Annotated in this window: 23 protein-coding genes; 10 read left to right on the top strand and 13 right to left on the bottom strand. The window is 61.6% G+C overall.

Features of this window, described 5'->3' with window-relative positions; translation table 11 throughout:
• Positions 1-3: 3 nt before the first annotated feature.
• The 6 genes from pepN to AWU82_RS10195 are packed head-to-tail and all read right to left on the bottom strand — an operon-like array spanning position 4 to position 6,517.
• Positions 4-2,661 (bottom strand): aminopeptidase N, encoded by a 2,658-nt coding sequence (pepN, locus tag AWU82_RS10220; protein WP_064382277.1) that lies wholly within the window; start codon positions 2,659-2,661, stop codon positions 4-6.
• A 10-nt stretch (positions 2,662-2,671) separates the two neighbouring features.
• Positions 2,672-3,502, bottom strand: a complete 831-nt coding sequence (locus AWU82_RS10215) for a DUF2797 domain-containing protein (protein WP_064382278.1) — start codon at positions 3,500-3,502, stop codon at positions 2,672-2,674.
• The gene (locus tag AWU82_RS10210) at positions 3,499-3,759 is read right to left on the bottom strand and encodes a YeaC family protein (RefSeq protein ID WP_011333626.1); all 261 of its coding nucleotides are present in this window, start codon (positions 3,757-3,759) and stop codon (positions 3,499-3,501) included. Before AWU82_RS10210 ends, AWU82_RS10215 begins: the two co-directional genes overlap by 4 nt.
• Positions 3,760-3,789: 30 nt before the next feature.
• Positions 3,790-4,659, bottom strand: a complete 870-nt coding sequence (locus tag AWU82_RS10205; protein WP_064382279.1) for a rhomboid family intramembrane serine protease — start codon at positions 4,657-4,659, stop codon at positions 3,790-3,792.
• Positions 4,656-5,630: a metallophosphoesterase gene (locus tag AWU82_RS10200; protein WP_170929009.1), complete on the bottom strand. Its 975-nt coding sequence runs from the start codon at positions 5,628-5,630 to the stop codon at positions 4,656-4,658. Before AWU82_RS10200 ends, AWU82_RS10205 begins: the two co-directional genes overlap by 4 nt.
• Entirely contained in the window at positions 5,627-6,517 is an 891-nt protein-coding gene (locus AWU82_RS10195; RefSeq protein WP_011333623.1) for an NAD(+) kinase, read from the bottom strand. The genes AWU82_RS10200 and AWU82_RS10195 overlap by 4 nt, the downstream gene beginning before the upstream one ends.
• 115 nt (positions 6,518-6,632) lie before the next feature.
• Between AWU82_RS10195 and AWU82_RS10190 the strand changes: the two genes are divergently transcribed.
• Positions 6,633-7,583, top strand: a complete 951-nt coding sequence (locus AWU82_RS10190; RefSeq protein WP_064382281.1) for a DUF1853 family protein — start codon at positions 6,633-6,635, stop codon at positions 7,581-7,583.
• A 112-nt stretch (positions 7,584-7,695) separates the two neighbouring features.
• Here the strand turns inward: AWU82_RS10190 and arsB are convergent, their stop codons facing one another.
• Both arsB and AWU82_RS10180 read right to left on the bottom strand, forming a co-directional pair.
• A complete protein-coding gene (arsB, locus tag AWU82_RS10185; RefSeq protein ID WP_064382282.1) occupies positions 7,696-8,979 on the bottom strand; it encodes an arsenic transporter in 1,284 nt (427 codons plus the stop codon).
• A gap of 170 nt (positions 8,980-9,149) precedes the next feature.
• Positions 9,150-9,707 carry an NADPH-dependent FMN reductase gene (locus AWU82_RS10180; RefSeq protein ID WP_011333620.1) on the bottom strand — a complete coding sequence of 186 codons (558 nt, stop codon included), beginning with the start codon at positions 9,705-9,707 and terminating at the stop codon, positions 9,150-9,152.
• Between the two features lie 185 nt (positions 9,708-9,892).
• Here AWU82_RS10180 and AWU82_RS10175 point away from each other — a divergent pair, with 185 nt between their 5' ends.
• Positions 9,893-10,129: a hypothetical protein gene (locus AWU82_RS10175; protein WP_007956926.1), complete on the top strand. Its 237-nt coding sequence runs from the start codon at positions 9,893-9,895 to the stop codon at positions 10,127-10,129.
• A gap of 85 nt (positions 10,130-10,214) precedes the next feature.
• Positions 10,215-11,108, top strand: a complete 894-nt coding sequence (locus AWU82_RS10170; protein WP_064382283.1) for a LysR family transcriptional regulator — start codon at positions 10,215-10,217, stop codon at positions 11,106-11,108.
• Here AWU82_RS10170 and AWU82_RS10165 read toward each other — a convergent pair.
• From AWU82_RS10165 to AWU82_RS10145, 5 genes are all read right to left on the bottom strand, one after another.
• Positions 11,074-11,688: a GNAT family N-acetyltransferase gene (locus tag AWU82_RS10165; protein ID WP_064382284.1), complete on the bottom strand. Its 615-nt coding sequence runs from the start codon at positions 11,686-11,688 to the stop codon at positions 11,074-11,076. The genes AWU82_RS10170 and AWU82_RS10165 overlap by 35 nt on opposite strands.
• Before the next feature lie 14 nt (positions 11,689-11,702).
• Positions 11,703-13,958, bottom strand: coding sequence for a lysine-specific pyridoxal 5'-phosphate-dependent carboxylase LdcA (gene ldcA / locus AWU82_RS10160; protein WP_064382285.1), 2,256 nt, complete (start codon positions 13,956-13,958; stop codon positions 11,703-11,705).
• A gap of 152 nt (positions 13,959-14,110) precedes the next feature.
• The gene (gene dnaQ, locus AWU82_RS10155; RefSeq protein ID WP_064382286.1) at positions 14,111-14,869 is read right to left on the bottom strand and encodes a DNA polymerase III subunit epsilon; all 759 of its coding nucleotides are present in this window, start codon (positions 14,867-14,869) and stop codon (positions 14,111-14,113) included.
• Positions 14,870-14,951: 82 nt separating this feature from the next.
• Positions 14,952-15,413 (bottom strand): ribonuclease HI, encoded by a 462-nt coding sequence (gene rnhA, locus AWU82_RS10150; RefSeq protein WP_011333615.1) that lies wholly within the window; start codon positions 15,411-15,413, stop codon positions 14,952-14,954.
• A gap of 93 nt (positions 15,414-15,506) precedes the next feature.
• Complete coding sequence (locus AWU82_RS10145) at positions 15,507-16,265, bottom strand: methyltransferase domain-containing protein (RefSeq protein ID WP_064382287.1); 759 nt, start codon at positions 16,263-16,265, stop codon at positions 15,507-15,509.
• A 65-nt stretch (positions 16,266-16,330) separates the two neighbouring features.
• Between AWU82_RS10145 and gloB the strand changes: the two genes are divergently transcribed.
• From gloB to AWU82_RS10110, 7 genes are all read left to right on the top strand, one after another.
• Positions 16,331-17,098, top strand: a complete 768-nt coding sequence (gene gloB / locus AWU82_RS10140) for a hydroxyacylglutathione hydrolase (protein WP_064384124.1) — start codon at positions 16,331-16,333, stop codon at positions 17,096-17,098.
• A 99-nt stretch (positions 17,099-17,197) separates the two neighbouring features.
• A complete protein-coding gene (locus AWU82_RS10135) occupies positions 17,198-18,676 on the top strand; it encodes a transglycosylase SLT domain-containing protein (protein WP_064382288.1) in 1,479 nt (492 codons plus the stop codon).
• Positions 18,677-18,851: 175 nt separating this feature from the next.
• On the top strand, positions 18,852-20,684 hold the full coding sequence (locus tag AWU82_RS10130) for an extracellular solute-binding protein (RefSeq protein WP_064382289.1): 1,833 nt from the start codon (positions 18,852-18,854) through the stop codon (positions 20,682-20,684).
• Entirely contained in the window at positions 20,681-22,522 is a 1,842-nt protein-coding gene (locus AWU82_RS10125; RefSeq protein ID WP_064382290.1) for an extracellular solute-binding protein, read from the top strand. Before AWU82_RS10130 ends, AWU82_RS10125 begins: the two co-directional genes overlap by 4 nt.
• A gap of 4 nt (positions 22,523-22,526) precedes the next feature.
• Complete coding sequence (locus AWU82_RS10120) at positions 22,527-23,600, top strand: microcin C ABC transporter permease YejB (protein ID WP_007956943.1); 1,074 nt, start codon at positions 22,527-22,529, stop codon at positions 23,598-23,600.
• Position 23,601: 1 nt separating this feature from the next.
• Positions 23,602-24,621, top strand: a complete 1,020-nt coding sequence (locus AWU82_RS10115; protein WP_007956945.1) for an ABC transporter permease — start codon at positions 23,602-23,604, stop codon at positions 24,619-24,621.
• A 1-nt stretch (position 24,622) separates the two neighbouring features.
• On the top strand, positions 24,623-26,233 hold the full coding sequence (locus tag AWU82_RS10110) for an ABC transporter ATP-binding protein (RefSeq protein WP_064382291.1): 1,611 nt from the start codon (positions 24,623-24,625) through the stop codon (positions 26,231-26,233).
• The last annotated feature ends 8 nt before the right edge of the window (positions 26,234-26,241 follow it).

Raw genomic sequence — 26,241 nt, 5'->3', positions numbered from 1 at the left:
ACTTCAGGCAAGGCTTTTGCTGACCACTTCATACACATCGCTGGACAGCTGCCCCGAAGCCAGAATCCGCTCCAGCTCCGCCTTCATCAGCGCCTGACGAGCGCTGTCGTACTTGCGCCAGCGCGTCAGCGGCGCCAATTGGCGAGAGGCGATCTGCGGATTGAAGCCGTTCAGCTCGATCACCAGATCCGCCAGGAAGCGATAACCCGAGCCATCCGCCGCGTGGAAGTTGATCAGGTTCTGCCCGGCAAACGCACCGACCAGTGCACGCACCTTGTTCGGGTTCTTGATGTTGAACGCCGGGTGCTGCATCAGCGCCTTCACGCGCTCCAGACCGCCCGGCAAGGTGCTGCCGGCCTGCACGCTGAACCACTGATCCATGACCAGCGGATTGTCCTTGAAGTGCTCGGCGAAACTGGCCAGGGCTTTGGCTTTCTGCTCGTCGAACGGCGAGTTGACCAGCACCGCCAGCGCGGTCAGGCGCTCGGTCATGTTGTCGCAGGTGTCGAACTGTTCCAGGGTTGCCGCCAGGACTTGCGGCTTGCCGCTGAGCATCAGGTACGACAGCGCGATGTTCTGCAACGCGCGACGGGCGAAATGCTCGGCCTCGGCCACATACGGGGTTTGCTTCGACAGGTCGCGGTTGGCTTGATAACGCAGCCACAGTGCCTCGAACAGGTTGTCCGACAGTTGCTGACGGGCGAATTCGCGGGCGGTGTGGATCGCGTCCACGTCGGCGATTTCACTGATTTCGGTCAGGTACGCTTCGCTTGGCAGCGAGAGCATTTCCGCGACCATCGCCTGATCCAGCGTTTCGTCCGACAGCACCGTGCGCAAAGCGGAAACCAGACGTGGGTCGAGCACCAGGCTTTCGCCCTTTTGCTGCTGGCCGATCAACTCTTGCAGCACCTGCACCGACAGTTGCTGACCGGCATCCCAGCGGTTGAAACCGTCGGTGTCGTGTTGCATCAGGAACATCAACTGATCGCGGTTATACGGGAAGCTCAGTTTCACCGGCGCCGAGAAGCCACGCAGCAAGGACGGCAGCGGTTGTTCGGCGATGTCGACGAAGGTGAAGGTCTGCTCGGCTTCGGTCACCGAAATCACCCGGGTGGTGCCTTGAGCCGAGTCTTCGCCGGCCAGACGCAGGGCAATCTCGTTGCCCTGGCGGTCGAGCAGGCCCAGTTCCACCGGAATCACGAACGGCAGCTTTTCAACCTTGTCCGGGGTTTCCGGGCAGCTCTGGCGGAAGGTCAGGCTGTAGGTTTTCGCAGCGGCGTCGTAAGACTCGCTCACCGCCAGACGCGGTGTGCCCGCCTGGCTGTACCAGCGCTTGAACTGGGTCAGGTCGACGCCGTTGGCATCTTCCATGGCCTTGATGAAGTCATCGCAGGTCACGGCCTGACCGTCGTGGCGTTCGAAGTACAGGTCGCTGCCCTTGCGGAAGCCTTCGGCGCCCAGCAGGGTGTGGATCATGCCGACCACTTCCGAGCCCTTTTCGTACACGGTCAGGGTGTAGAAGTTGGAAATCTCGATGAAACTGTCCGGGCGCACGGCGTGGGCCATGGGACCTGCGTCTTCGGCGAACTGGTGGGTACGCAGGTACGCCACGTCCTGAATGCGCTTGACCGTGGCCGAATTCATGTCAGAGGAGAAACCGGCATCGCGGAACACCGTGAAGCCTTCCTTGAGCGACAGCTGGAACCAGTCGCGGCAGGTCACGCGGTTGCCCGACCAGTTGTGGAAGTATTCGTGGGCGACGATCGCTTCGACCCGCTGGTGCGCGGCGTCGGTGGCGGTTTCGGCGCGGGCCAGCACGGCGCTGGAGTTGAAGATGTTGAGGCCCTTGTTCTCCATGGCGCCCATGTTGAAGTCGTTCACGGCGACGATCATGAAGATGTCCAGATCGTACTCGCGACCGTAAACCTCTTCGTCCCAGCGCATCGACTTCTTCAGGCTGTTCATGGCGTGCTGGCACTTGTCGATGTTTTCCGGCTCGACGTAAATGCGCAGCGCCACGTTGCGATTGGCCATCGTGGTGAAGGAGTCTTCAACGCACCACAAGTCCCCGGCCACCAGCGCGAACAGGTACGCCGGTTTCATGAACGGGTCTTCCCAGGTCGCCCAGTGCCGGCCATCTTCGCCGGGGCCGCTGGCGATCGGGTTGCCGTTGGACAGCAACACCGGATAGCTGTGCTGCTCGGCCACTACGGTGGTGGTGAACTTGCTCATCACGTCCGGGCGGTCGAGGTAATAGGTGATCTTGCGGAAACCTTCAGCCTCGCACTGGGTGCAGAACATCGTGCCGGACTTGTACAGGCCTTCCAGTGCGGTGTTGGTTTCCGGATGGATCCTGACGCTGGTGTCGACCGTGAAGGTTTCGCTGGCCGGTTGCAGGGTCAGGTGGTTCTCGGTCAGCTGGTAATCGTCGGCGCTCAGTTCCTGGTCGGCCAGGGTCACCGAGAGCAGTTCCAGCTGCTGGCCGTCGAGCACCAGCGGCGGCAGGCCCGGGCCACGGGCCGGGTTGCGGCGCATCACCAGTTGCGCGTGGACCAGACTGTGGTCCTCGAACAACTCGAAGGTCAGGTGTGTTTCATCGATCAGGTACTCGGGCGCCTGATAGTCCTTCAGGTAAATCATCTTCGGTTGTTCGGTGCGCATGCTGAAGTCCTTATTGATGCACGGCGAGCTGATAGGCCGTGTACTTGCGAATGTTGATCACGCCGGTGTCGAAGATCAGGTACTGGCCCTTGATCCCCAGCAGCGTGCCTTCGGCAATCGGGTTCTTGTCCAGGTTGAAGCTGACGATCTTGGCCGGGTACTGCTCGACCGGGTAGCGGATTTCCAGCGGCTCGACATCGGCGATGGTTTGAATGGCCTGGAGGCCGAAACGCTCCTGCAAACCTTGCAGGCCCGGGGCGCAGCTTTCGAACAGTTGATCGCGCACCTGCGCCAGATCCACCGCCGCCGCGTCACCCTTGAGCAAGGCGCGCCAGTTGGTCTTGTCCGCCACCTGGCTGCGGAACAGGTCTTCGACGAAGCCCGACTGCTGCCGCGTCGAAACGCGCATGATCGGCAGCGCCTGACTGGCGCCCTGGTCGAGCCAGCGGGTCGGCAACTGGGTGGCGCGGGTGATGCCGACCTTGATCCCCGACGAATTGGCCAGGTAGACGACGTGGTCAGTCATGCAGAATTTCTCGCCCCACTCCGGCTCACGGCAGGTGCCGGCCTCGAAGTGGCAGCGCTCCGGGCTCATGATGCAGATGTCGCACTGAGCCAGTTTGGTCATGCACGGGTAGCAGTAACCCTGACTGAAACTGGTCTTGGTCTTGCGCCCGCAATGGGTGCAGTGGATCGCCCCCAGGTATTCCAGACGCACCGTGCTGCCGATCAACGGGTTGACCGGCACCTCGACGTCATCCAGACGAAACGCGTACTGCACGTTCGGCCCGTCCAGGCGCGCCGACATTTTGCTGATTGCACCGCGGCCGAGCTCGATCAATGGAGGGCGTCCGACTTGAACAGGATGTTCGGCACTTCGATCGACTTCGACGCACATTCCTGCGGGCCCATGTAACCGGTGCGCTCTTCCTCGGGCAGGTTCTGCATTTCCCAGGCGATCATCGCCTGCAACGACAGCTCGCGCTGCTCGGCGGTGAGTTTGCCGCCGTCGGACCATTTGCCGATCTCTACCGCCAGTTTCAGGCTCTGATAGATGTCCGGGGTGATGTTCTTGATCAAATCGTTAAAAGAGGACATCAGGGTCTCCGTGCTCTTTATTCAAAAAATTCAGGCGGCCAGTTTACGGCGGTTGTACAAACCGCCCAACAAACCGGTGAAGCATCCGATGAGTAACCCGCCGACGTGGGCGGCGTTGGCGATTTCGCCGAAGCCGATCATCGAGACCAGCCCCGACATGCACACCAGCAACCACACCAGCATCATCGCCAGCACGCCGCGCGGCAGGCGATAGGCCGGGTTCGGTGCCAGCAGCTGGAAGATCCAGCAGTGACCGAGCAGCCCGTAAAGTACGCCGGACAGGCCACCGAACAGGCTCGGGCCGCCCCACGCGAACTGCGCATAGTTGGAAACCAGGCCGAACAGCAGCGTCAGGCCGATCAGGTTGACGCTGCCCTGGCGCGACTCGATGCGCCGCCCCAGTTCCCAGTACCACATGCCGTTCATGGCCAGGTGCAGGATGCCGAAGTGGATCAGCATCGGCGTAAACAGGCGCCACCACTGCCCTGCCGCCAGGCTGTCGGCCAGTGGTGTGAAGTGGATGTAGTCGCCGACCACGCGGAAATCGAGGAAGGTCAGCCAGCGCATGGTGTCGAGGTTATCGCCAAGGAAGGTCAACCCGCCGACGATCAGGCTCAGCAGCAGAATGAATCCGGTGGCTTTGGCATGCTTCAGTTGCTCGGCGAAGCTCGGGCGCTTGAGCGTCGGCGCCGACGGAATTTCCAGCTGCTGATCAGGGTCGCCCGCCGGGAAACGCTCGTACAGCGAGCGCACGTCGTCGCTGATTTCCGAGGGCACCCACAGCACCTGCTCGCCCGCCTCTTCGCTGACACGATGGGGCACTTGCATGCGTTGCAGCAGTTTGACGAAACCACTCAGGTCCGCCGCCAACGGCACACGCAAGACGGCTATGGCACTCATCGCAGCACCTCCGGCCGCTCGACGTCGACCCAGACAAATTTATGCGGATCGAGGCGGGTTTCCTGATCCAGACGATAGGCAACCAGTTTGCCGTACAGCACCGCGCTGTAATCCAGGCACGCGAGGTTCGGGCGGATCGGCGCCGGTTTGCCGCTGCGCCAGTAGTGGCCGACGAACAGCAACGGCTCATCGATACCGTAGCGCAGCAGGGAATTCTTTTCGCTGGAGGTCAGCGGCTTTTGCGCCACTGGTTCCGGCAGTGCATCGGGCTGGAACACGATGTCGCCGTAGGTTTGCGGGTCGTCTTCCCAGAACTTGGTGCGGAAGAATGAACGCACCAGGCCGTCGCCGCTGGTCATGGTCAGGCCATCCGGCAGGCGCATGTCAGTGCCGCGCAGCAGGCGATCGAACACGGTGCAGGCGAAACTGCCCGGCACGGCCGAGGCCTGGAGGAAGTGTTCATCAATGCAGCCATCGGGGAACAACCCGCGCAACGGCTCGATCAGGCCGGCATCCCAGCAGGCATGCACCACGCGGAAGCGTCCGGCGTCGACGAACAACGGCAGTTGGTAGAACCACTGCTGGAAATCGTGCCAGTCGCGCGGATGGTTTTCGAATTGGGTCAGGGTTTCGTGCAGCAATCGGGCATGGCGCGGGGTGTGTTCACGGACGAATTGCTTGCCGCTGCCCGGAGGCGCCGGAGTGCTCCAGCCGAGTGCGTTGAATTCGTGGTTACCCATGATGCACAACGCCTGACCGGCTTCGACCATGTCGTGGACGATGTGCAGCGCTTCGCGAATCCGTGGGCCACGGTCGATGATGTCGCCGACAAACACGGCCATGCGCGACGGATGCCGCCAGACTCCGCCCTGCTTGTGATAACCGAGACGGTCCAGCAGGTGTTCCAGGGTCAGGGCGCATCCGTGCACGTCACCAATCAGGTCATAACTGCGCGCGGGATCGAGCATCAGTCGCCTCCACCACCCAACTTGCTGCCCCAGCCGAGCTTGGTCCGGCAGACTTCGTAGTAGTTGTGGTCGAGCGGATGGATCAGCCGCAGCTTCTGCGCTTTCTTGCTGACGGTGATGGTGTCGCCCGGCGCGCAGGTGAAGTGGTTCTGCCCGTCGCAGGAGACCTGCGGGTAGATCTGCATATCTTTGGACACGACGATTTTCAGCTCACTGTTGCCATCGACCACGATCGGTCTGCCCGACAAGGTATGGGGGTACATCGGCACAATCACAATAGCGTCAAGCTTGGGATGCATGATCGGGCCACCGGCGGACAGTGCGTACGCGGTGGAACCGGTCGGGGTGGCGACGATCAGGCCGTCGGCCTTCTGGCTGCAGACGAACTGGCCGTCGATGTACAGTTCGAACTCGATCATCCGCGTCGATTTGCCCGGGTGAAGCACCACGTCGTTCAGCGCATCGCCCTGGCCGATAGCTTCGGCGTGGCGACGGACTTCGGCCTGCAGCAGGAAGCGGTTTTCCACCAGATAATGGCCGTCGAGCACTTCGGCGACCTTGATTTCCAGCTCGTCGGGGCGGATGTCGGTGAGAAAGCCGAGGCTGCCACGGTTGATCCCGAGCACCGGAATATTGTGTTTGGCCAGTGCCCGCGCCGCGCCGAGCAGGCTGCCGTCACCGCCGACCACGATGACCATGTCGCAGACTTCGCCGAGCATCTTGCGTGACGAGGTTTGCAGGCCATGGCCCGGCAGGACTTCGGCGATGGTGTCTTCGAGAATCACATGCAGGTGACGATCGAGCAGGAAGCGTTTCAGTCGGCGGACGGTATCCAGCACCTGGGAGCTGCCCAGGCGACCGATGATGCCGATATTACGAAATTGCTCCATGGGACTCCTGCGGGGGACTGAGACGGCGAAAAGCACGATTATGGGCGAAAGCGCCGGATAGACAAAATCCTTTCAGCCCCGAGGCTGCACCGGTGTTTGAGGCTATGCTCGCAAGATGATCCTATTTCCCGATTTGCTTCAGCTGCCCCACGAGTTACGCCACCCCGAGGTGCGCGATCTGGCGTGGGTGATCCTCGCCCCGCCGATGCTCGCCGCCACCCCGTGGCCGCAGCGCCATCCGCTGGCGGGCAGCGACTGGGTCAGCGACCCCGAACGTCTGGGACACTGGTTGCGCCAGCTCGACCGCGACAGTTACGGCCTGCTGCACTGGCTGTCCCAGGCCCGCACCCGGCGCCTGGGCCTGTATTACGAGCGCTTGTGGCAATTTGCGGTGGAACACGCGCCGGGCATCGAACTGATCGCCGCCAACCTGCCGATCCGCCGCGAAGGTCACACCCTCGGCGAGCTGGACATGCTGCTGCGTGACCGCGATGGTGTGCATCACCTGGAACTGGCGATCAAGCTCTACCTCGGCCCGCAAAACGGCGACGGCCATGATCCGGCGTCGTGGCTGGGGCCGGGTTGTCATGATCGACTGGATCGCAAACTGGCGCATTTGAGTGAGCATCAGCTGCCGATCTCCGCTCGCCCGGAAAGCCGCGAAGTGCTGGCGGCACTGGATGTCGGGTCGTTCAGTGCGCAACTGTGGCTGGGTGGGTATCTGCTGTATCCGTGGCCCGGTCAGTCGGTGCCGCCCAGCGGCGCCCACCCGCAGCATCTGCGTGGCAGCTGGCTGCACCAGAAAGACTGGCCGGCGTTCGTCGCCCAGCGCCCGGCCGGACGCTGGCAACCCCTGCCCCGCCACGCCTGGCTGGCGCCGGCGCACTACCCGGCGGATCAGACCTGGAGCAACGGTCACTTGCAGGCCTGGCTCGATGAACTGGAACCCCTGGCCCCGGCGCAATTGATGGTGCGCCTGACCGAAAACGCCCGGGGCGAGTGGGAAGAAGCCGAGCGGCTGTTTCTGGTGTCGGATCTGTGGCCGAACGTGCCCGGCCAGTCCTGATTTTTTGCGGCGTCTGAACAGGCCTCATCGCTGGCAAGCCAGCTCCCACAAATCCCGTGTTCACCGCATAACCTGTGGGAGCTAGCTTGCTAGCGATTGAAGCCAACCTGTTCTAAAGGGATAACCGCACGGCGAGTGCCGCCAGGGTGACCAACAGAACTGGCACGGTCAGCACGATCCCGACCCTGAAGTAATACCCCCAGCCAATCCGGATGTCCTTGCGCTCCAGCACATGCAACCAGAGCAAGGTCGCGAGGCTGCCGATCGGGGTGATTTTCGGCCCCAGGTCGCTGCCGATCACGTTGGCGTAGATCATCGCTTCCTTCACCACCCCCGTAGCCTGGCTGGCATCGATAGACAGCAGGCCGACCAGCACCGTCGGCAGGTTGTTCATGATCGAGGACAACAAGGCCGTCAGCACCCCGGTGCCCATCGCCGCGCCCCACACACCGTGACCGGCGAACACATTGAGCCACCCGGCCAGATAATCGGTGAGACCGGCATTGCGTAGCCCGTAGACCACCAGGTACATGCCCAGCGAGAAAATCACGATCTGCCACGGCGCCTCTTTCATCACCTTGCGCGTGGAGATCTTGTGCCCGCGCGCGGCAATCGCCAGCAACAGCGCCGCGCACACCGCCGAGATTGCACTGATCGGGATTCCCAGCGGCTCCAGCGCGAAACAGCCGATCAGCAGAATGACCAGCACCGCCCAACCGGCGTAGAACGTGGCTTTGTCGTGGATGGCGGTTTCCGGGTGTTCAAGTTGCTCCGGGTCGTAGGCCTTGGGAATGTCGCGGCGGAAGAACCACAGCAACATGCCCAGCGTGGCCGCGACGCTGACAAAGTTGACCGGCACCATCACCGCCGCATACCGGTTGAATCCGATGTGAAAGAAGTCGGCCGAGACGATATTCACCAGGTTCGACACCACCAGCGGCAGGCTCGCGGTGTCGGCAATGAAGCCCGCGCCCATGACGAACGCCAGGGTCGCCGCCGGGGAAAAACGCAGGGCCAGCAGCATGGAAATCACGATCGGCGTGAGGATCAGCGCCGCGCCGTCATTGGCGAACAGCGCCGACACCAGCGCGCCGAGCAGCACCATGAAAGCAAACAGCTTGCGCCCGCTGCCCCGCCCCCAACGCGCTACGTGCAACGCGGCCCAGGCGAAGAACCCAGCCTCGTCGAGCAACAGACTGATGATGATCAGCGCCACAAACGTACCAGTGGCGTTCCAGATGATTTGCCACACCAGAGGGATATCGCTCAGGTGCACCACACCGAAAATCAGCGCGACGATGGCGCCGAACGTTGCACTCCAGCCGACCCCGAGGCCTTTGGGTTGCCAGATCACCAGGGTAATGGTCAGCAGGAAAATCAGTGACGCAGCGAGCATTCGCGACAGCCTTCAATCAGGTTAGAAAAACGAGCCACAACAAAATACCTGTGGGAGCGAGCTTGCTCGCGATGGCGGCGTGTCATTCAACTGAAGTGTCAGCTGATACACCGATATCGCGAGCAAGCTCGCTCCCACAGGGTATCGATCTTGTCAGAAAAAACAGCGAATCACTTCTTGTGCTGCGCCACCCACTCACCAAACGCATTGATGAAACTTTGCAGGAACGGTTTCACCGATTCGTTCAGCTTGCCCGCCTCATCGAATGCCGTGCCCGCGCCGCCCAGGTAGGCTTCCGGCTGCTGCATGCACGGCACGTTGAGGAAAACAAAGGACTGGCGCAGATGCTGGTTGGCGCCGAAACCGCCGATGGCACCCGGCGAAACGCTGATTACCGCCCCCGGTTTGCCGCTCCAGGCGCTCTTGCCATACGGCCGCGAACCGACGTCAATGGCATTCTTCAAAGGCGCCGGCACCGAGCGGTTGTACTCCGGAGTGACAAACAGCAGAGCGTCGGATGAAGCCACTTTCTGACGGAAAGTGCTGTAGGCTGCCGGCGGTGAATCGCCGTCGATGTCTTCGTTGTAGAGTGGCAGATCGCCAATTTCGACAATGTTCAGCTTGAGATTGGCCGGTGCCAGTTCCGCCAGCGCCAAGGCGACCTTGCGGTTGATGGACGCCTTGCGCAGGCTGCCGACCACTACTGCGACGTTATAGACATTGCTCATTGGGAGACTCTCGACTGTCCGTGGGAGGAGCCAGTAGTTATAGATGATCCGATGACGATTCCACCAGACGTCGAAGGTTATTTCCCGCGTCTGGAATATTTTTTTCCTGTAGGAAAACTTACCAAGCTCGATGAAGGTCTACCAAGCCGCAAATCAAGCGTTTTATCTCCAGAGGTTCTAAGCAGATGGCAGCAGTACTCGTCGGTCAGTTCCATGCAAGAGATGCGGAAGGCCGCGTTTATTCCGTGCATGAGTTCCAGGAATCCAACCCGTCGGCAGACGGTTTCACCGGCACGGAGCCCGTTACCACCTACAAACTGGCGATTGGCGACCGCGTCAACAAGATCGACGACAACGAGTTTTTGCTGGTTCAGTCGGGCATCACCCTGATCCGCGAACCCGAGCCATCGGTCGCTTCATAACCGATCGTTATGAGCAGAAGTCATCCGCGCCGAGTTGGGGTAGGATTCAGCCACTGACCCCAACGGCCGGACATGGACTTCACGCATGCGTTTACGTCATATCGAAGTGATTCAGGCGCTTTTGCAGACCGGTCACGTGGGCACCGCCGCCGAATGGCTGCAACTCCCGGCGCCCGAGGTCGAGGAGCGTTTGCGCGAAGCCGAGAGTCAGCTTGGTTTCATGCTGTTCGCCAGCGTACGCGGACGACTTCAGCCAACCCCGGAGGCCCGGGCGCTGCAAGTCGAGATCGGCCACATCTATGAAGCGCTGGAGCCGGTGCAACGGCTGGCCAGCAGCCTCAAGCAATACCTCGCCCCGCCCCTGCGGATCATCGGCACCCCGCCGCTGGCCCAGCAACTGCTGCCGCAAAGCCTCGCGGCCCTGCGCCGTCGCTTGCCCGACGTGCCCTGCACCCTGCTCAGCGAACCGACCCGCGACATTGTCCGCCACCTGCTGCTGCGCGACAGTGATCTGGGCCTGAGCCTCCACGACCCACAACATCCCGATATTCATTGCCAGCCGCTGGCCCAGGGCAAGTTGCAATTGCTTGCGCCCCACGGCTGGCTGCAACCGAAGCAGAAATACATTTCCCTGCAGGATCTGGCCGGCCAGGCGATGGTCGGCCTCGAAGGCCAGGACCCGCTGAGTCCGGCCCTGGAAAACAAGCTCCAGGCCCTGCGCCCGGCGCCGACCATCCAGACCCGGGTGCAAACCCACCAGATGATGCGCAGCATGGTCGAGGCCGGCGAAGGCCTGGCGATCGTCGATCCGTTCACCGCCCTCGGTGCACGGGCGGGCGGTCTCGATGTCTGCCCACTGTCGCCGGCAGTGCCGATCAGCCTCTATGCCCTGACCTTCAAACACGCCACGCCGTCAGCGGCGATTCAGACGCTGCTCGGTATCGTCACGGAACAAGCCGAGGCGATGCTGGCGAACTGATCGGATGCTCCAGCGGGTTATCGAACAATCGATACCAGAACAACGCCACTTCGGCGGTGTTCGGATCGATGCCGCGATAACGCAGATGGTCGATGCCGCCGATCACATAGCCGCAACGCTCATACAGGCGGCAGGCGCCGAGGTTGTTGTTCTGGGTTTCCAGCATGATCCCCGGCAGTTTTTTCTTGCGGCTCCAGAACTGCGCCACGTCGAGCAAGGCCTTTGCCACACCATGGCGCCGCGCCGGAGCGTGCACCGCCAGTTCATCGATGTGGGCGAAGCCGTTCCAGTTGGTACTGATCACCAGATGACCGACCGGCTCATCCTCCAGGTACGCCATGAAAATCGCACTGTCGGCGGCATCGCGAAAGCTGCTGAATTCCTCCGGATCGATGCCGTAGCACTTGCGATACGGCACGATGGGCGTCATGGCCCATTGCGCCACGGGCTTGCCGATTTCGGCCGTGCCGTAGGCGGCCACCTCGAAGCTGAAATCGCTGCCCCAGATATATTCGGCAAAACCCTCGTCGGCGACCCGCACCGACAGCCCTGGGTATTTCGGATTCATGACCGGTTGCATACTCGGAAAAGCCCTCATTCCTTGACGCAATCGACGGTGTAGTGCCGCCCATTGCCCTCATCTTCGTGTTGCAGACCGTGCACATCGACCACGAACCCCGGAAACGTTGTGTCGAACGTGCGGGCAAACCTGAGGTATTCGATGATCGAGCGCGTGGATTCGGTAAAACGTTCGCCGGGCATGATCAGCGGAATACCCGGCGGGTACGGCACCAGCATCACCGCCGCCACCCGGCCTTCCAGCTCGTCGATCGGCACCGCCTCGACCTCGCCGCGAACCAGTTGGTCGTAGGCGTGGGCCGGTTTCATGGCGATTTCCGGCAGCACCGTGTACATGCGCTTGAGGTGTCTGGCGGTGGCGTTGCTGCGGTAGCAGGCGTGCAGTTGATCGCACAGATCGCGCAGGCCCATGCCGCGATAGCGCACAGGATCTTCCTGGGCGACACACTTCAGGCAGGTGTCGAGGCTGACGTTGGCGTCGTAGCTGCGTTTGAACTCCAGCAGTTCGGTCAGGAGCGTGCTCCACTTGCCTTTGGTGATGCCCATGGAGAACAGCACCAGAAATGAATACAGACCGGTTTTCTCCACCACCAGCCCGCGCTCCCAGAGGAAACGGCTGACCACGGCCGCCGGAATGCCCTTGTCGCTCAAAGCGCCGCCAGCAGTCAGGCCCGGCATGACCAAAGTGACCTTGATCGGGTCGAGCAGTACGTAGTCGTCGCTGACCTCGCCGAAACCGTGCCAGTCCGCATCAGGTTGCAGCAGCCAGTCCTCGGTCTGCACACGATCGATGCCTTCGACGCCCGGTGGCTGCCAGATCGAGAACCACCAATCGTCAGCGGCGATGTGCTGACGCAGATTGGCCAGGGCCCGGCGAAAGCTCAGGGCTTCGTCGAAGGTTTCCTGCAGCAGCGAACGTCCGGCCGGCCCTTCCATCATCGCCGAGGCGACGTCCAGCGAAGCAATGATGCTGTACTGCGGCGACGTCGAGATGTGCATCATGAACGCTTCGTTGAACCGGTCGCGATCCAGTTGCCGCGCGCCGCCGTCCTGCACATGAATCATCGACGCCTGGCTGAACGCCGCCAGCAGTTTGTGGGTTGAATGGGTGGTGAACACCAGCGGACTGTCCTCGCTGCGCGAGGTGGCCATGCCGTAACGGCCGGCAAAGAATTCGTGAAACGCCGCATAGGCGTACCAGGCCTCGTCGAAATGCAGGACTTCGACGCTGTTGCCCAGACTCTGCTTGATCAGTTCGGCGTTGTAGCAGAGGCCGTCGTAGGTGGAGTTGGTGATCACCGCCAGTTTGACTTTCGGTTCGCGGCCCTTGGTCAACGGGCTGGCGTCGATCTTGGCCTGGATCGATTCACGACTGAATTCACTGAGCGGGATCGGCCCGATGATCCCCAGCTCGTTGCGCTCCGGGCACAGGTACAGCGGAATCGCGCCGGTCATGATGATCGCGTGCAACACCGACTTGTGGCAGTTGCGATCCACCAGCACCAGATCATCGCGCCCGACCATCGAGTGCCAGACGATCTTGTTGGCGGTAGAGGTGCCATTGATCACGAAAAACGTGTGATCGGCGCCGAAATTGCGCGCGGCTCGCGCTTCCGCCTCGGCCAGCGGCCCGGTGTGATCGAGCAAGGAACCCAGCTCCGGCACCGACACCGACAAATCCGAGCGCAGCGTGTTTTCCCCGAAGAACTGATGAAACGCCTGCCCCACCGGACTCTTGTGATAAGCCACCCCGCCGCCGTGACCGGGGGTATGCCAGGAATAATTGGAATCGGCGGTGTGCTGGACCAGCGCCTTGAAGAATGGCGGCAACAGGCCGTCCAGGTATTTGCGCGCTGCCCGCGCCACCTGACGGGCGAGAAACGGCACGGTGTCTTCGAACAGGTAGAGAATGCCGCGCAGCTGGTTGAGTTCGGCCATGGCATCGGCCGGGGCGTTTTCCAGGGTGACTTGCTCGCCGAGGGCAAAGATCGGCAGATCCGGCGCCCGCACCCGGGCCAGACCGATCAGTTCGGCCATGTTCTGCAACAGGTGGGAGTTGGTGCTGGCATCTTCGGCGGCGATCAGCATGCACGCCAGACCATGGTGGGTCGACGCCACGAGCCGGCCTTCGGTGTAGTCGGTGGCCGAAACGATACTGAAACCTTCCAGCTCCAGCTCTCGGGCGATGCCGCGGATGCGGTCACCGGCAACCGTGTCGGCCTTGATGTCGCGGTGGACGATCAACACCGGGAACTTCAAATCTTTGTACATGAGGCTCAGTGTCCTGAGGCGGCGGAGAGTGATCTGCCAATGTCCTCAGGGTAGAGGGTCGGAGCCAATGTGGCGAGGGTGGCCAGTTGTCAGTACTGACAAAAAAAGAATCGTCCGGACACGGCTGAGTGTCTGGACGATCCTTTTCTGTATTACGCCTGGGCTTCGGCTTCCAGCAACTGAGTCCACAGCGCGGGGGCGCCAGCTGACTTGGCGATGATTTCCAGGCGCACCTGGTGCTCGGCCAGCTCGGCTTCGGTGGCGCGAATGATTCTCCCCGGCTGACGATCTGCCGGCAGACGGCGGATTTCGGTGGCGGAGTTGTCCGCGCCCTCGCCCGTGCCATTGCCGTCGGAGGCGTTGCCGGCCAGCGACAGGCTGGTCTGGCCACCGGTCATGGTCAGGTAGACGTCGGCGAGAATCTCCGAGTCGAGCAACGCGCCGTGCAGCTCACGACCGGAGTTGTCGACGCCGTAGCGTTTACACAGGGCATCGAGGCTGTTGCGCTGACCCGGGTGACGTTCCCGGGCCATCATCAGGGTGTCGAGGATCGTGCAGTGCTGCGTGATGTCCGCGCGATCCTGCTGGCCCATCAGCGCGAATTCGTTGTTGATGAAGCCAACGTCGAACGCCGCGTTATGGATGATCAGCTGCGCGCCGTTGATGAACTCGAAGAACTCGTCGGCCACTTCGGCGAAGCGCGGCTTGCCGACCAGGAACTCGTTGGTGATGCCGTGAACGGCAATCGCGCCTTCGTCACTCTCGCGATCCGGTTGCAGATAAACGTGAAAGTGCCGGCCCGTCAGACGTCGACCGATCAGCTCGACACAACCGATTTCGATAATCCGGTGGCCGTCGGTCACCGGCATGCCGGTGGTTTCGGTATCGAGTACAACGGATCTGGTGGCCATCAGTGTTCAGCTCTCAACGGGGTCAATCGTGCAAAAGCGGCGATGTTAACACGCTCGCCGGGGGTGTTTCAGCGAGAAGGATTCAGCTCTGCTTGTAACCGCGAACTTCATCCACCCCACGGTTGGCCAACTGGTCGGCGCGTTCGTTGCCGTGGTGGCCGATGTGGCCGCGGACCCATTTCCAGGTGACTTTGTGGCGGTTGACCTGCTCGTCGAGCGCTTTCCACAGATCGGCGTTTTTGACTGGTTCCTTGGCAGCGGTTTTCCAGCCGCGTTTCTTCCAGTTGGCCATCCATTCGTTGATGCCCTTCATCACGTATTGCGAGTCAGTCACCAGCAGCACTTCGCACGGACGCTTGAGGGCTTCCAGGCCGCGAATCGCGCCGAGCAGCTCCATGCGGTTGTTGGTGGTGTTGGCTTCGCCGCCCCACAGTTCCTTTTCAACACCCTTGCACACCAGCAAGGCGCCCCAGCCGCCCGGGCCGGGGTTGCCCTTGCAGGCGCCGTCAGTGAACAGTTCTACGCTATCGACGCTTTCGCTCATGCCTGTCTATCCAGAAAAAATGCGTGGCCTCGCCGATCACGGATCGACGATGGCCAAGGCCGGGATATACCCGGCCATAAATATAAAGAAGGTTTACGGTTCGACGCGCCGGCGGTTGACCTTGGCCATCGGCAGCGGAATCAGCTTGCCCATCGGCTCGCGGCGTTCCTGACGCACCGGACGCAGGCCGACCACAATCTTGCGTGCGACCAGTAAATAGAAACCGCCGCCCGACAATTGCCAGTCACCGGCCTTGCGCTCCCAACCGGCCAGACGGGCCTGCCACTTGGGTGAAGCGAGCGGCGGACGATAGCACCCGAAGCGGCGTTTCTCCAGCGCGAAGCCCAGCAGATTGAGCCAGTCCGCCACCCGCGATGGCGAGATGCAGCGCGCCTGATGCAAGGCGTCATGGGCGAACACGTGGCGCAGCCCCCAGGTGCTCCAGGGGTTGATGCCGACGATCAGCAGATGACCGCCGGGGCGCACGCTGCTGGCCGCTTCGCGCAACAAACCATGGGGCGACAGGCAGAAATCCAGGCCGTGCTGCAACACCACCACATCGGCGGCATGCTCGCTCAACGGCCAGGCCTGTTCTTCGCAGACGATCTCCACGCCCGGCAAGGGCGCGCCCAGCCGCACGTTGCGCTGCACCTGCGGCGCTGACGGCGGTGTTTCGGCGGACGGGCCGTAATGCACCAGATAACCGCCGAAGAACCGACCCAGCTCGTCTTCGAGCATGCGCCGTTCTTCGTTCAGCAGAAATTGCCCGAGGGGGCCGGACAGCCATTCACGGGCTGCACCGATCAGCGCGAGCCAGTCAGGATCGGCCTGAGCGAACGCTTTATCGATCATTGCATTCTCCAACACGCCAGGAACCTCTAAGATGCGCCAATGTTACCCGCTTGGCGAATTCGACGATGATACAGATCAGTGCCCTGCCCGCCTTCACCGACAACTACATCTGGTTGTTACAGGATCATGCCACCCAGCGCTGCGCAGTGGTCGACCCAGGCGATGCCGCCCCCGTGCAGGCGTGGCTCGACGCGCATCCGGGCTGGGTGCTCGGCGACATCCTCATCACTCACCATCACCACGACCATGTCGGCGGCGTCGAGACGCTGAAGAAGGCCACCGGCGCCACGGTCTACGGACCGGCCAGCGAAAGCATTCCGGGGCGGGACGTGGCTCTCAAGGACAACGACACGGTGCGCGTGCTCGGCTGGGACTTTGATGTCTATGCCGTTCCCGGCCACACCCTCGGACACATCGCCTACTACCATCACGGCCTGCTGTTTTGCGGTGACACCCTGTTCGCTGCCGGCTGCGGCCGTCTGTTCGAAGGCACGCCGCAACAAATGCACCAGTCGTTGAGCCGTCTGGCGGCGCTGCCGGAAGACACGCTGGTCTACTGCACCCACGAGTACACCCTGAGCAACCTGAAATTCGCTGCTGCCGTGGAGCCGGACAACCGGGACATCGCCGCCCGTCTGGAAAAAGTCAGCCAGCAACGTGCCAGCGGCGTGATGACCCTGCCCTCGACCCTCGCGCTGGAAAAGCTCACAAACCCGTTTTTGCGCACCGGTGAAATATTAGTTACACAAAAAGTGGACGAACGGAACGGCCCTCAAAACCGGGCGCCGAGTGAGGTTTTTGCGGCTCTGCGGGCATGGAAAGATACGTTCTAAGTGGCTCATTGCTTGGTACAAAAATTCTGAATGGTTGACCGCAGGGGGTGCGCTTTCTAGAATCGCCCGACATTTTTGCCCGGAACTTACTTCCAGCCAATGTCGTCATCCATACGTAAGTCCGTCAATTCAGATGCATTGACCCGCCTGGCGCAAGCCATCGCGGTGGCTGTGTCCGCCACGCTGGCGGGCTGTTCCAGCCATGCTCCGCAGACTGAAGCGACGCATACGCCGAACATTGCTGCGCGAGCCAAGCAGAAGCCCATCTGGCTGTCGGAAAAGCCCAGCCCGCAGGTGCCTCAGGACATCTGGGAGCGCATGCGCAGTGGTTTCCAGCTGCAGGAAGGTCTGGGCGTGAACCCGCGCATCGAGCAACAGCGCCTGTGGTTCGCCAGTAACCCTTCCTTCCTCGAAAACGCCGGCGAACGCGGCAGCCTCTACATTCATTACATCGTCGAGCGCCTCGAAGAACGCAACATGCCGCTGGAACTGGCGCTGCTGCCGGTCATTGAAAGCGCCTACAACCCGATGGCCTATTCCCGAGCCGACGCGGTGGGCCTCTGGCAGTTCATCCCGTCCACCGGGCGCTACTTCAACCTGCGCCAGACTCGCTTCTACGATGGCCGTCGCGACATCACTGCCTCGACCACGGCAGCGATGGACTACCTGACCCGCCTGCATGACATGTTCAACGGCGACTGGCTGCTGGCCCTGGCCGCGTACAACGCCGGTGAAGGCACGGTCAGCCGCGCCATCGAGCGCAACGAAAAGCTCGGCCTGCCGACCGACTACTGGAACCTGCCACTGCCGGCGGAAACCCAGGCTTACGTGCCGAAACTGCTGGCGCTCTCGCAAGTGGTGCTGACGCCCGAAGCCTATGGCGTGAACCTCAACCCGATCGCCAACGAACCGTATTTCCAAGTCGTCGAAATCAACCAGCGCATGGACCTGTCCAAGGTCGCAGCGGTGGCCAACATCGACGAAGACGAGCTGTTCCAGCTCAACCCGGCGTTCAAGCAGCGCACCACCATCGACGGCCCGCAGCACCTGCTGGTGCCGACCTCCAAGGCGCAACTGCTGACCGCCAGCCTGCAGACCATGCGCCCTGAAGAGCTGATCAGCCCGCGTTCGCTGAAACCGGTGTTCGAAGGCGCCGATCCGAGCGAGATCGCCCAGGCCAAGCGCGCCTATCGGGTCAAGCGCGGCGACAACCTCGGTTCCATCGCCAAGGCCAACAAGGTCGAGGTCAAGGACCTGCAACGCTGGAACAAGCTGACCGGCAAGAACCTCAAGGTCGGCCAGACCCTGGTCATGCAGGACACCACCAAACGCACCCCGACGCGTAACAGTGGCGGTCGCATCAATACGGTCATCGCGGCCAACAGCAAGACCAGCAGCAAGGCCAAAGACAAGGACGACACCAAACAGCAGACCCAATACAAGGTCAAACGTGGCGACACGCTGTACGTGGTGGCCAAGCGCTTCAACGTCGAGATGCAACATCTCAAGCGCTGGAATCCGGGCGCCGGCAAGGCGCTCAAGCCTGGGCAGATGCTCACGGTCTACCAGCCGCACTGACAAAGAGCCCCTGAATTTCAGGGGCTTTTTTTCGCCTGTCATTTTTTGATATTTCCGTAGATCGGCGCAGACAGCTCCCACAATTAACCGCGCATTAAGCCCCTGTCTTTTTCCTGTCCATACAAGCTGTTACTGTACGGCCCACAAAGCCCAAGCCGCCTGGATCGGATCTGACTTGAAGCGTCCCCTCCTCCTGCTCCTGATCAGCCTGGCCTTGAGCTCCCCCGTCAGCGCGACGATCACCGAAAGCCACGGTTATGCGCAGTTCGGCACGCTCAAGTACCCGGCCAGATTTACCCACTTCGACTGGGTCAACCCGCAAGCGCCCAAGGGCGGCACCTTGCGGGTGATGGCGTTTGGCACCTTCGATACGCTCAACCCCTACACCTTCAAGGGCACCAGCCCGGTCACCACGGCGAATTTCCTGCAGTACGGCATCAACGAGCTCAACGAGCCACTGATGGTCGGCACCGGGCAATACGCTCCGTCCGGTGACGAACCGGCGTCCAGTTACGGTTTGATCGCCCAGTCGGTGGAGTACAGCGAAGATCGCAGCTGGGTGGTGTTCAATCTGCGCCCGCAAGCGCATTTCCACGACGGCACACCGATCACCGCGTACGACGTGGCGTTCTCCTATCGCCTGCTGCTCAAGGAAGGTCACCCGCTGTATCGCACCGCCCTTCAGGAAGTGCTCCGCGTCGATATCCTCAATCCGCAGCGCATCCGTTTCGTACTCAAGCGCAGCGGCAATCCGTTGCTGATCCTGCGTCTGGGCGAATTGCCGGTGCTGCCCCAGCATTACTGGAAGGGCCGCGACTTCAAGGCCACCACCTTCGAGCCGCCGCTGGGCAGCGGGCCGTACCGCATCACCTCGGTCACGCCGGGGCGGCAGTTGATTTTCGAGCGGGTCAAGGACTACTGGGGCAAGGACTTGCCGGTCAATCGCGGCAAGTACAACGTCGACCGCATGGAAGTCGAGTTCTACCGCGACAGCGATGTAGCCTTCGAAGCGTTCAAGGCCGGCGAATTCGACATTTATATTGAGCATCAGGCCAAGAACTGGGCCAACGGTTACAACTTCCCGGCAATTCGTCGCGGCGACGTGATCAAGGCGCAGATCCCGCACCAGATCCCGACCCAGAGCCAGGGCCTGTTCATGAACACCCGGCGCCCGGCCTTTGCCGATATCAAAGTGCGCGAAGCGCTGGGCCTGATGTTCGACTTCGAATGGACCAATCGCGCGCTGTTCAGCGACGCCTACAAGCGCACCACCAGCTACTACCCCAACAGCGAGTTCAGCGCCGTCGGCCTGCCGGTCGGTCATGAATGGCTGATGCTCAAACCGTACAAGGATCAACTCCCGGCGCGCCTGTTCACCGAGCCGTTCACGCTGCCGCAGACAGACGGGCGCGGCATTCCCCGGGAAACCATGCGCAAGGCCCTGGCGTTGCTGGCCGAGGCCGGCTGGAAGCTCAACGGCCAGCGCCTGCAAAACGCCGCCGGCCAGCCGCTGCGGTTCGAGCTGCTGCTGGTCAATCCGAACCTGGAACGGATCCTCCAGCCGTACATCGAAAACCTCAACAGCATCGGCATCGACGCGCGCCTGCGCACGGTGGATCGCGCCCAATACAAACAGCGTCTGGACCAGTTCGATTTCGACATGATCCTGATGACCCTCAACCAGACTCTCAGCCCGGGGCTGGAACAATGGCAGTACTTCCACTCCAGCCAGGTAAACGTCAAGGGCAGCAAGAATTACGCGGGCATCGCCAACCCGGTGGTCGATCATCTGCTTGAACACTTGCTCGCCGCGCAAACCCGCGATGAACAGGTCGCCGCCGGCAAAGCGCTGGACCGCGTGCTGCTCTGGCAGCACTACAGCATTCCCAACTGGTACCTCAATTATCACCGTCTGGCGTACCGCAACCGGTTCGCCTTCGTCACTACGCCGCCCTACACCCTGGGCCTGAGCGCGTGGTGGCTGAAATCTTCGGAGAAAGATCGATGAAGCCTATCCGCGCCCTGCTCGTGCAGGCCAGCGGTCTGCTGTTCGCCGGGCTGGCCTGTGCCGCCCCGCAACACGCCGTGACCCTGTACAACGAGCCGCCGAAATACCCCGCCGACTTCAAGCACTTCGATTACGTGAACCCCGACGCGCCCAAGGGCGGGATCTTCCGCCAGGCCGGCTTCGGCGGTTTCGACAGCCTCAATCCGTTCATCAGCAAAGGCGTGCCGGCGGACGATATCGGCCTGATCTACGACACCCTGGCCAAGCAGGGTCTGGACGAGCCGTTCACCGAATACGGTCTGATCGCCAGCCAGATCGAAAAGGCCCCCGACAACAGCTGGGTACGCTTCTATCTGCGGCCCGAAGCGAAGTTTCACGACGGCCACCCGGTACGCGCTGACGATGTGGTATTCAGCTTCCAGACGCTGACCAAGGAAGGCTCACCGATGTATCGCGGCTACTACGCCGACGTTGAAGAAGTGATCGCCGAAGACCCGCTCAAGGTGCTGTTCAAGTTCAAGCACACCAATAACCGCGAGTTGCCGCTGATCCTCGGTCAGTTGCCGGTGCTGCCGAAGCACTGGTGGGCCGAGCGTGATTTCAACAAGGGCAACCTGGAAATCCCCTTGGGCAGCGGCCCGTACAAGGTCACCCAAGTGAAGGCCGGACGCTCGGTGCGTTATGAGCGGGTCAAGGATTACTGGGGCAAGGACCTGCCGGTGAATCGCGGCTTCTACAACTTCGACGTGATGACCACCGACTATTACCGCGACAACACCGTCGCGCTGGAAGCGTTGAAAGCCGGGCAATTCGATTACTGGCTGGAAATGGCCGCGAAAAACTGGGCCAACGCCTACAACGTGCCGGCAGTGACTGAAGGGCGGCTGATCAAGGAACAGATTGCCAACAGCAACCCGACCGGCATGCAGGGCTTCGTCTTCAATTTGCGCCGGCCGGTATTTCAGGACGTGCGGGTACGCCAGGCCCTCGGCCTGCTGTTCGACTTCGAATGGACCAACAAGCAATTGTTCAACGGCGCTTATGCGCGCACCCGCAGTTACTTCGAAAACTCGGAAATGGCCGCCACCGGCCTGCCTGATGCAGAGCAGGTAGCAATCCTCGATCCATTCCGCAGCCAGCTGCCGGCGCAGGTGTTCAGCGAAGCCTTCGAGAATCCGAAAACCGACGCCAGTGGCATGATCCGCGCACAACAGCGTGAGGCGTATCAGTTGCTGCAAGAGGCGGGCTGGAAAATCGTCGACGACAAAATGGTCGACGCCACCGGCAAACCGGTGGTCATCGAATTCCTCCTGGCGCAGACCGAATTCGAGCGCGTGTTGTTGCCGTTCAAGCGCAACCTCAGCGACCTCGGCATCGACCTGGTGATCCGCCGTGTCGACGTCTCGCAGTACGTCAATCGCGTGCGTTCGCGGGACTTCGACATGATGGTCGGCAGCTTCCCGCAGTCCAACTCGCCGGGCAACGAGCAGCGCGAATTCTGGATGAGCGCCGCGGCAGACAAACCCAGCAGCCGCAATTCGATGGGCCTCAAGGACCCGATGATCGATCACCTGGTGGAAAGCCTGATCAACGCTGATTCGCGCAAGAGCCTGGTGGCCCACGCCCGTGCTCTGGACCGTGTGCTGCAATGGGGCTACTACGTGATCCCCAACTGGCACATCAAGACCTGGCGCGTGGCGTACTGGAACCACATCGGCCACCCTAAAGTCTCCCCCAAGTACGACATCGGCATTAACACCTGGTGGGTCAAACCCGATGCGAAACCTGCGGTAGAAGTCGAAACCCAACTGCAAGCCGACCCTGTGGGCACGGAGTAATCAGATGCTGGCGTACATTTTTCGGCGACTGCTGCTGATCATCCCGACCCTGTTCGGCATTTTGCTGATCAACTTCGTGATCATCCAGGCCGCGCCCGGCGGGCCGGTGGAGCAGATGATCGCCAAGCTCGAAGGCTTCGAAGGCGCCACCAGCCGCATTGCCGGCGGCGGTGCCGAAGTGTCGGTGGCCGGCTCTTCCTATCGCGGTGCGCAGGGTCTGGACCCGGCGCTGATCAAGGAAATCGAGAAGATGTACGGGTTCGACAAGTCGGCCCCGGAACGTCTGTGGATCATGGTCAAGAACTATGCACGGCTGGATTTCGGCGACAGCTTCTTCCGCGACGCCAAGGTCATCGACCTGATCAAGGAGAAGATGCCGGTGTCGATCTCCCTCGGGCTGTGGAGCACGCTGATCATGTACCTGGTGTCGATCCCGCTGGGGATCGCCAAGGCCACGCGGCACGGCAGCCATTTCGACGTCTGGACCAGTTCGGCGATCATCGTCGGTTATGCGATTCCGGCGTTCCTGTTTGCAATTCTGCTGATCGTGGTGTTTGCCGGCGGCAGTTATCTGGACTGGTTTCCGCTCAGGGGCCTGACCTCGAACAACTTCGACGAGCTGAGCCTGGGCGGCAAGGTTCTCGATTACTTCTGGCACCTGGCGCTGCCGGTGACGGCGCTGGTGATCGGCAACTTCGCGACCATGACCCTGCTGACCAAAAACAGCTTCCTCGACGAAATCAACAAGCAGTACGTGGTCACCGCCAAGGCCAAGGGCCTGACCCGCCACCGCGTGCTCTACGGCCATGTGTTCCGCAATGCGATGCTGCTGGTGATCGCCGGTTTCCCGTCGGCGTTTATCGGCATCTTCTTCACCGGATCGTTGCTGGTGGAAGTGATCTTCTCCCTCGACGGCCTCGGTCTGATGAGTTTCGAAGCGGCGATCAACCGCGATTACCCGGTGGTGTTCGGCACCCTGTTCATCTTCACCCTGCTGGGGCTGGTGGTGAAACTGATCGGCGACCTCACCTACACCCTGGTCGATCCGCGTATCGACTTTGCCAGCCGGGAGCATTGAGATGAACCTGTCCCCTCTCAACCGCCGGCGCTTCGAACTGTTCAAGGCCAACAAGCGTGGCTGGTGGTCGCTTTGGCTGTTTTTGATCCTGTTCGGCTTGAGCCTCGGTGCCGAGTTGATCGCCAACGACAAGCCGCTGGTGGTGCATTACGACAACAACTGGTATTTCCCGGCGATCAAGCGCTACCCGGAAACCACCTTCGGCGGCGAATTCCCGCTGGAAGCCAACTACAAGAGCCCGTACATCCGCGAACTGCTCAAGGCCAAGGACGCGTGGGTGCTGTGGGCGCCGATTCCGTTCAGCTACCAGAGCATCAACTACGACCTGAAAGTCCCGGCCCCCGCCCCGCCGTCGGCGGACAACCTGCTGGGCACCGACGATCAGGGCCGCGATGTGCTGGCACGGGTCATCTACGGCTTCCGGGTGTCGGTGCTGTTCGCCCTGACCCTGACCGTGCTCAGCTCGATCATCGGCGTGATCGCCGGTGCCTTGCAGGGCTTCTACGGCGGCTGGGTCGATCTGGCCGGCCAGCGTTTCCTGGAGATCTGGTCGGGCTTGCCGGTGCTGTACCTGCTGATCATCCTCGCCAGTTTCGTCCAGCCGAACTTCTGGTGGCTGCTGGGGATCATGCTGTTGTTCTCGTGGATGAGCCTGGTGGACGTGGTGCGCGCCGAGTTCCTGCGCGGGCGCAACCTCGAATACGTGCGCGCAGCCCGGGCGCTGGGCATGCAGAATGGCGCGATCATGTTCCGCCACATTCTGCCCAACGCGATGGTTTCGACCATGACCTTCATGCCGTTCATCCTGACCGGCGCCATCGGCACCCTCACCGCCCTGGACTTCCTCGGTTTCGGCTTGCCGGCCGGCAGTCCGTCTCTGGGTGAACTGGTGGCCCAGGGCAAATCCAACCTGCAGGCGCCGTGGCTGGGCATGAGCGCGTTTGCGGTGCTGGCGCTGATGTTGAGTCTGCTGGTGTTCATCGGCGAGTCCGCTCGCGATGCCTTCGACCCGAGGAAGTGACATGAATCAGGACAATCTGATCGAAATCCGCGACCTGGCCGTCGAGTTCGGCATCGGTGATCGCGTGCAACGGGTGGTCGAAGGCGTGAGTTTCGACATCAAGCGCGGCGAAACCCTGGCGCTGGTGGGTGAAAGCGGCTCGGGCAAGTCGGTGACGGCGCATTCGATCCTGCGCCTGCTGCCCTACCCGCTGGCGCGGCATCCGGCCGGCAGCATCAATTATTCCGGGCAGAACCTGCTGGAACTGGGCGAAAAGACCATCCGTCACATTCGCGGCAACCGGATCGCGATGATCTTTCAGGAGCCGATGACCTCGCTCAACCCGCTGCACTCGATCGAGAAGCAGATCAACGAGGTGCTGGGCATCCACAAGGGCCTGACCGGCAAGGTCGCGACCAAGCGCACGCTGGAGTTGCTGGAGATGGTCGGCATCCCCGAGCCGCACAAGCGCCTCAAGGCCCTGCCCCACGAATTGTCCGGCGGCCAGCGTCAACGGGTGATGATCGCCATGGCCCTGGCCAACGAGCCGGAACTGCTGATCGCCGACGAACCGACCACTGCGCTGGACGTGACCGTTCAGCTGAAAATCCTCGATTTGCTCAAGGAATTGCAGGCCCGATTGGGCATGGCGCTGTTACTGATCAGTCACGATTTGAACCTCGTGCGAAGAATTGCGCATCGTGTATGTGTCATGCAGCGCGGTTGCATCGTCGAACAGGCATCGTGCGAAGAGCTGTTCCGTTCGCCGCAGCATCCGTACACTCGGGAACTGCTTGGCGCGGAGCCCAGCGGAGGCCCGGCGAGCAATAAAATCGGGGCGCCGCTGCTTGAAGTCGAGGATCTGAAAGTCTGGTTCCCGATCAAGAAAGGCCTGCTCAAGCGCACGGTGGATCACGTCAAGGCAGTGGACGGCATCAATTTCAGCCTGCCTCAGGGTCAGACCCTGGGGATCGTGGGGGAAAGCGGTTCCGGCAAATCCACCCTCGGCCTGGCGATCCTGCGATTGATCGGCAGTCAAGGCGGGATCCGTTTTGAGGGCAAGCAGCTAGACTGCCTGACGCAGAGCGAAGTCCGGCCGTTGCGCCGGGAGATGCAGGTGGTGTTTCAGGATCCGTTTGGCAGCCTGAGCCCGCGGATGTGCGTGAATGACATCGTTGGCGAAGGTCTGCGGATTCACAGGATGGGCACCGCCGCCGAGCAGGAAGCGGCGATTATTGCGGCATTGAAGGAGGTAGGTCTGGATCCGGAAACCCGGCACCGCTACCCCCACGAATTTTCCGGTGGGCAACGGCAGCGAATTGCCATCGCCCGGGCCTTGGTGCTCAAACCGGCGCTGATCCTGCTGGACGAGCCGACTTCGGCCCTCGACCGGACGGTGCAGCGGCAAGTGGTGGAGCTGTTGCGTTCACTGCAAGCCAAGTACAACCTGACGTATTTGTTCATCAGCCATGACCTGGCTGTCGTCAAAGCGCTGAGCCACCAGCTGATGGTGGTCAAGCATGGCCAAGTGGTCGAACAGGGAGACGCGCAAAGTATCTTTGCCGCCCCCCAACATCCGTATACACAGCAGTTGCTGGAGGCCGCTTTCCTGGCACCAGCCACTGCGCAATAACCTGAAAG

It is taken from the genome of Pseudomonas glycinae (genome assembly GCF_001594225.2).
Taxonomy (GTDB): domain Bacteria; phylum Pseudomonadota; class Gammaproteobacteria; order Pseudomonadales; family Pseudomonadaceae; genus Aquipseudomonas; species Aquipseudomonas glycinae.
Note: the sequence above shows the minus strand (reverse complement) of the source record. Positions and strands in the feature narration are given on the sequence as shown.

Bases quoted from the DNA above. Each gene is read 5' to 3' on its own strand.
- AWU82_RS10125 (WP_064382290.1), top strand. From the start codon at position 20,681: ATGAAGCCTATCCGCGCCCTGCTCGTGCAGGCCAGCGGTCTGCTGTTC.
- pepN (WP_064382277.1), bottom strand. From the start codon at position 2,661: ATGCGCACCGAACAACCGAAGATGATTTACCTGAAGGACTATCAGGCG.
- dnaQ (WP_064382286.1), bottom strand. From the start codon at position 14,869: ATGGCCACCAGATCCGTTGTACTCGATACCGAAACCACCGGCATGCCG.
- arsB (WP_064382282.1), bottom strand. From the start codon at position 8,979: ATGCTCGCTGCGTCACTGATTTTCCTGCTGACCATTACCCTGGTGATC.
- ldcA (WP_064382285.1), bottom strand. From the start codon at position 13,958: ATGTACAAAGATTTGAAGTTCCCGGTGTTGATCGTCCACCGCGACATC.
- AWU82_RS10165 (WP_064382284.1), bottom strand. From the start codon at position 11,688: ATGCAACCGGTCATGAATCCGAAATACCCAGGGCTGTCGGTGCGGGTC.
- AWU82_RS10135 (WP_064382288.1), top strand. From the start codon at position 17,198: ATGTCGTCATCCATACGTAAGTCCGTCAATTCAGATGCATTGACCCGC.
- AWU82_RS10120 (WP_007956943.1), top strand. From the start codon at position 22,527: ATGCTGGCGTACATTTTTCGGCGACTGCTGCTGATCATCCCGACCCTG.
- AWU82_RS10115 (WP_007956945.1), top strand. From the start codon at position 23,602: ATGAACCTGTCCCCTCTCAACCGCCGGCGCTTCGAACTGTTCAAGGCC.
- AWU82_RS10205 (WP_064382279.1), bottom strand. From the start codon at position 4,659: ATGAGTGCCATAGCCGTCTTGCGTGTGCCGTTGGCGGCGGACCTGAGT.
- AWU82_RS10195 (WP_011333623.1), bottom strand. From the start codon at position 6,517: ATGGAGCAATTTCGTAATATCGGCATCATCGGTCGCCTGGGCAGCTCC.
- gloB (WP_064384124.1), top strand. From the start codon at position 16,331: ATGATACAGATCAGTGCCCTGCCCGCCTTCACCGACAACTACATCTGG.
- AWU82_RS10110 (WP_064382291.1), top strand. From the start codon at position 24,623: ATGAATCAGGACAATCTGATCGAAATCCGCGACCTGGCCGTCGAGTTC.
- AWU82_RS10210 (WP_011333626.1), bottom strand. From the start codon at position 3,759: ATGTCCTCTTTTAACGATTTGATCAAGAACATCACCCCGGACATCTAT.
- AWU82_RS10145 (WP_064382287.1), bottom strand. From the start codon at position 16,265: ATGATCGATAAAGCGTTCGCTCAGGCCGATCCTGACTGGCTCGCGCTG.
- rnhA (WP_011333615.1), bottom strand. From the start codon at position 15,413: ATGAGCGAAAGCGTCGATAGCGTAGAACTGTTCACTGACGGCGCCTGC.
- AWU82_RS10170 (WP_064382283.1), top strand. From the start codon at position 10,215: ATGCGTTTACGTCATATCGAAGTGATTCAGGCGCTTTTGCAGACCGGT.
- AWU82_RS10190 (WP_064382281.1), top strand. From the start codon at position 6,633: ATGATCCTATTTCCCGATTTGCTTCAGCTGCCCCACGAGTTACGCCAC.
- AWU82_RS10180 (WP_011333620.1), bottom strand. From the start codon at position 9,707: ATGAGCAATGTCTATAACGTCGCAGTAGTGGTCGGCAGCCTGCGCAAG.
- AWU82_RS10175 (WP_007956926.1), top strand. From the start codon at position 9,893: ATGGCAGCAGTACTCGTCGGTCAGTTCCATGCAAGAGATGCGGAAGGC.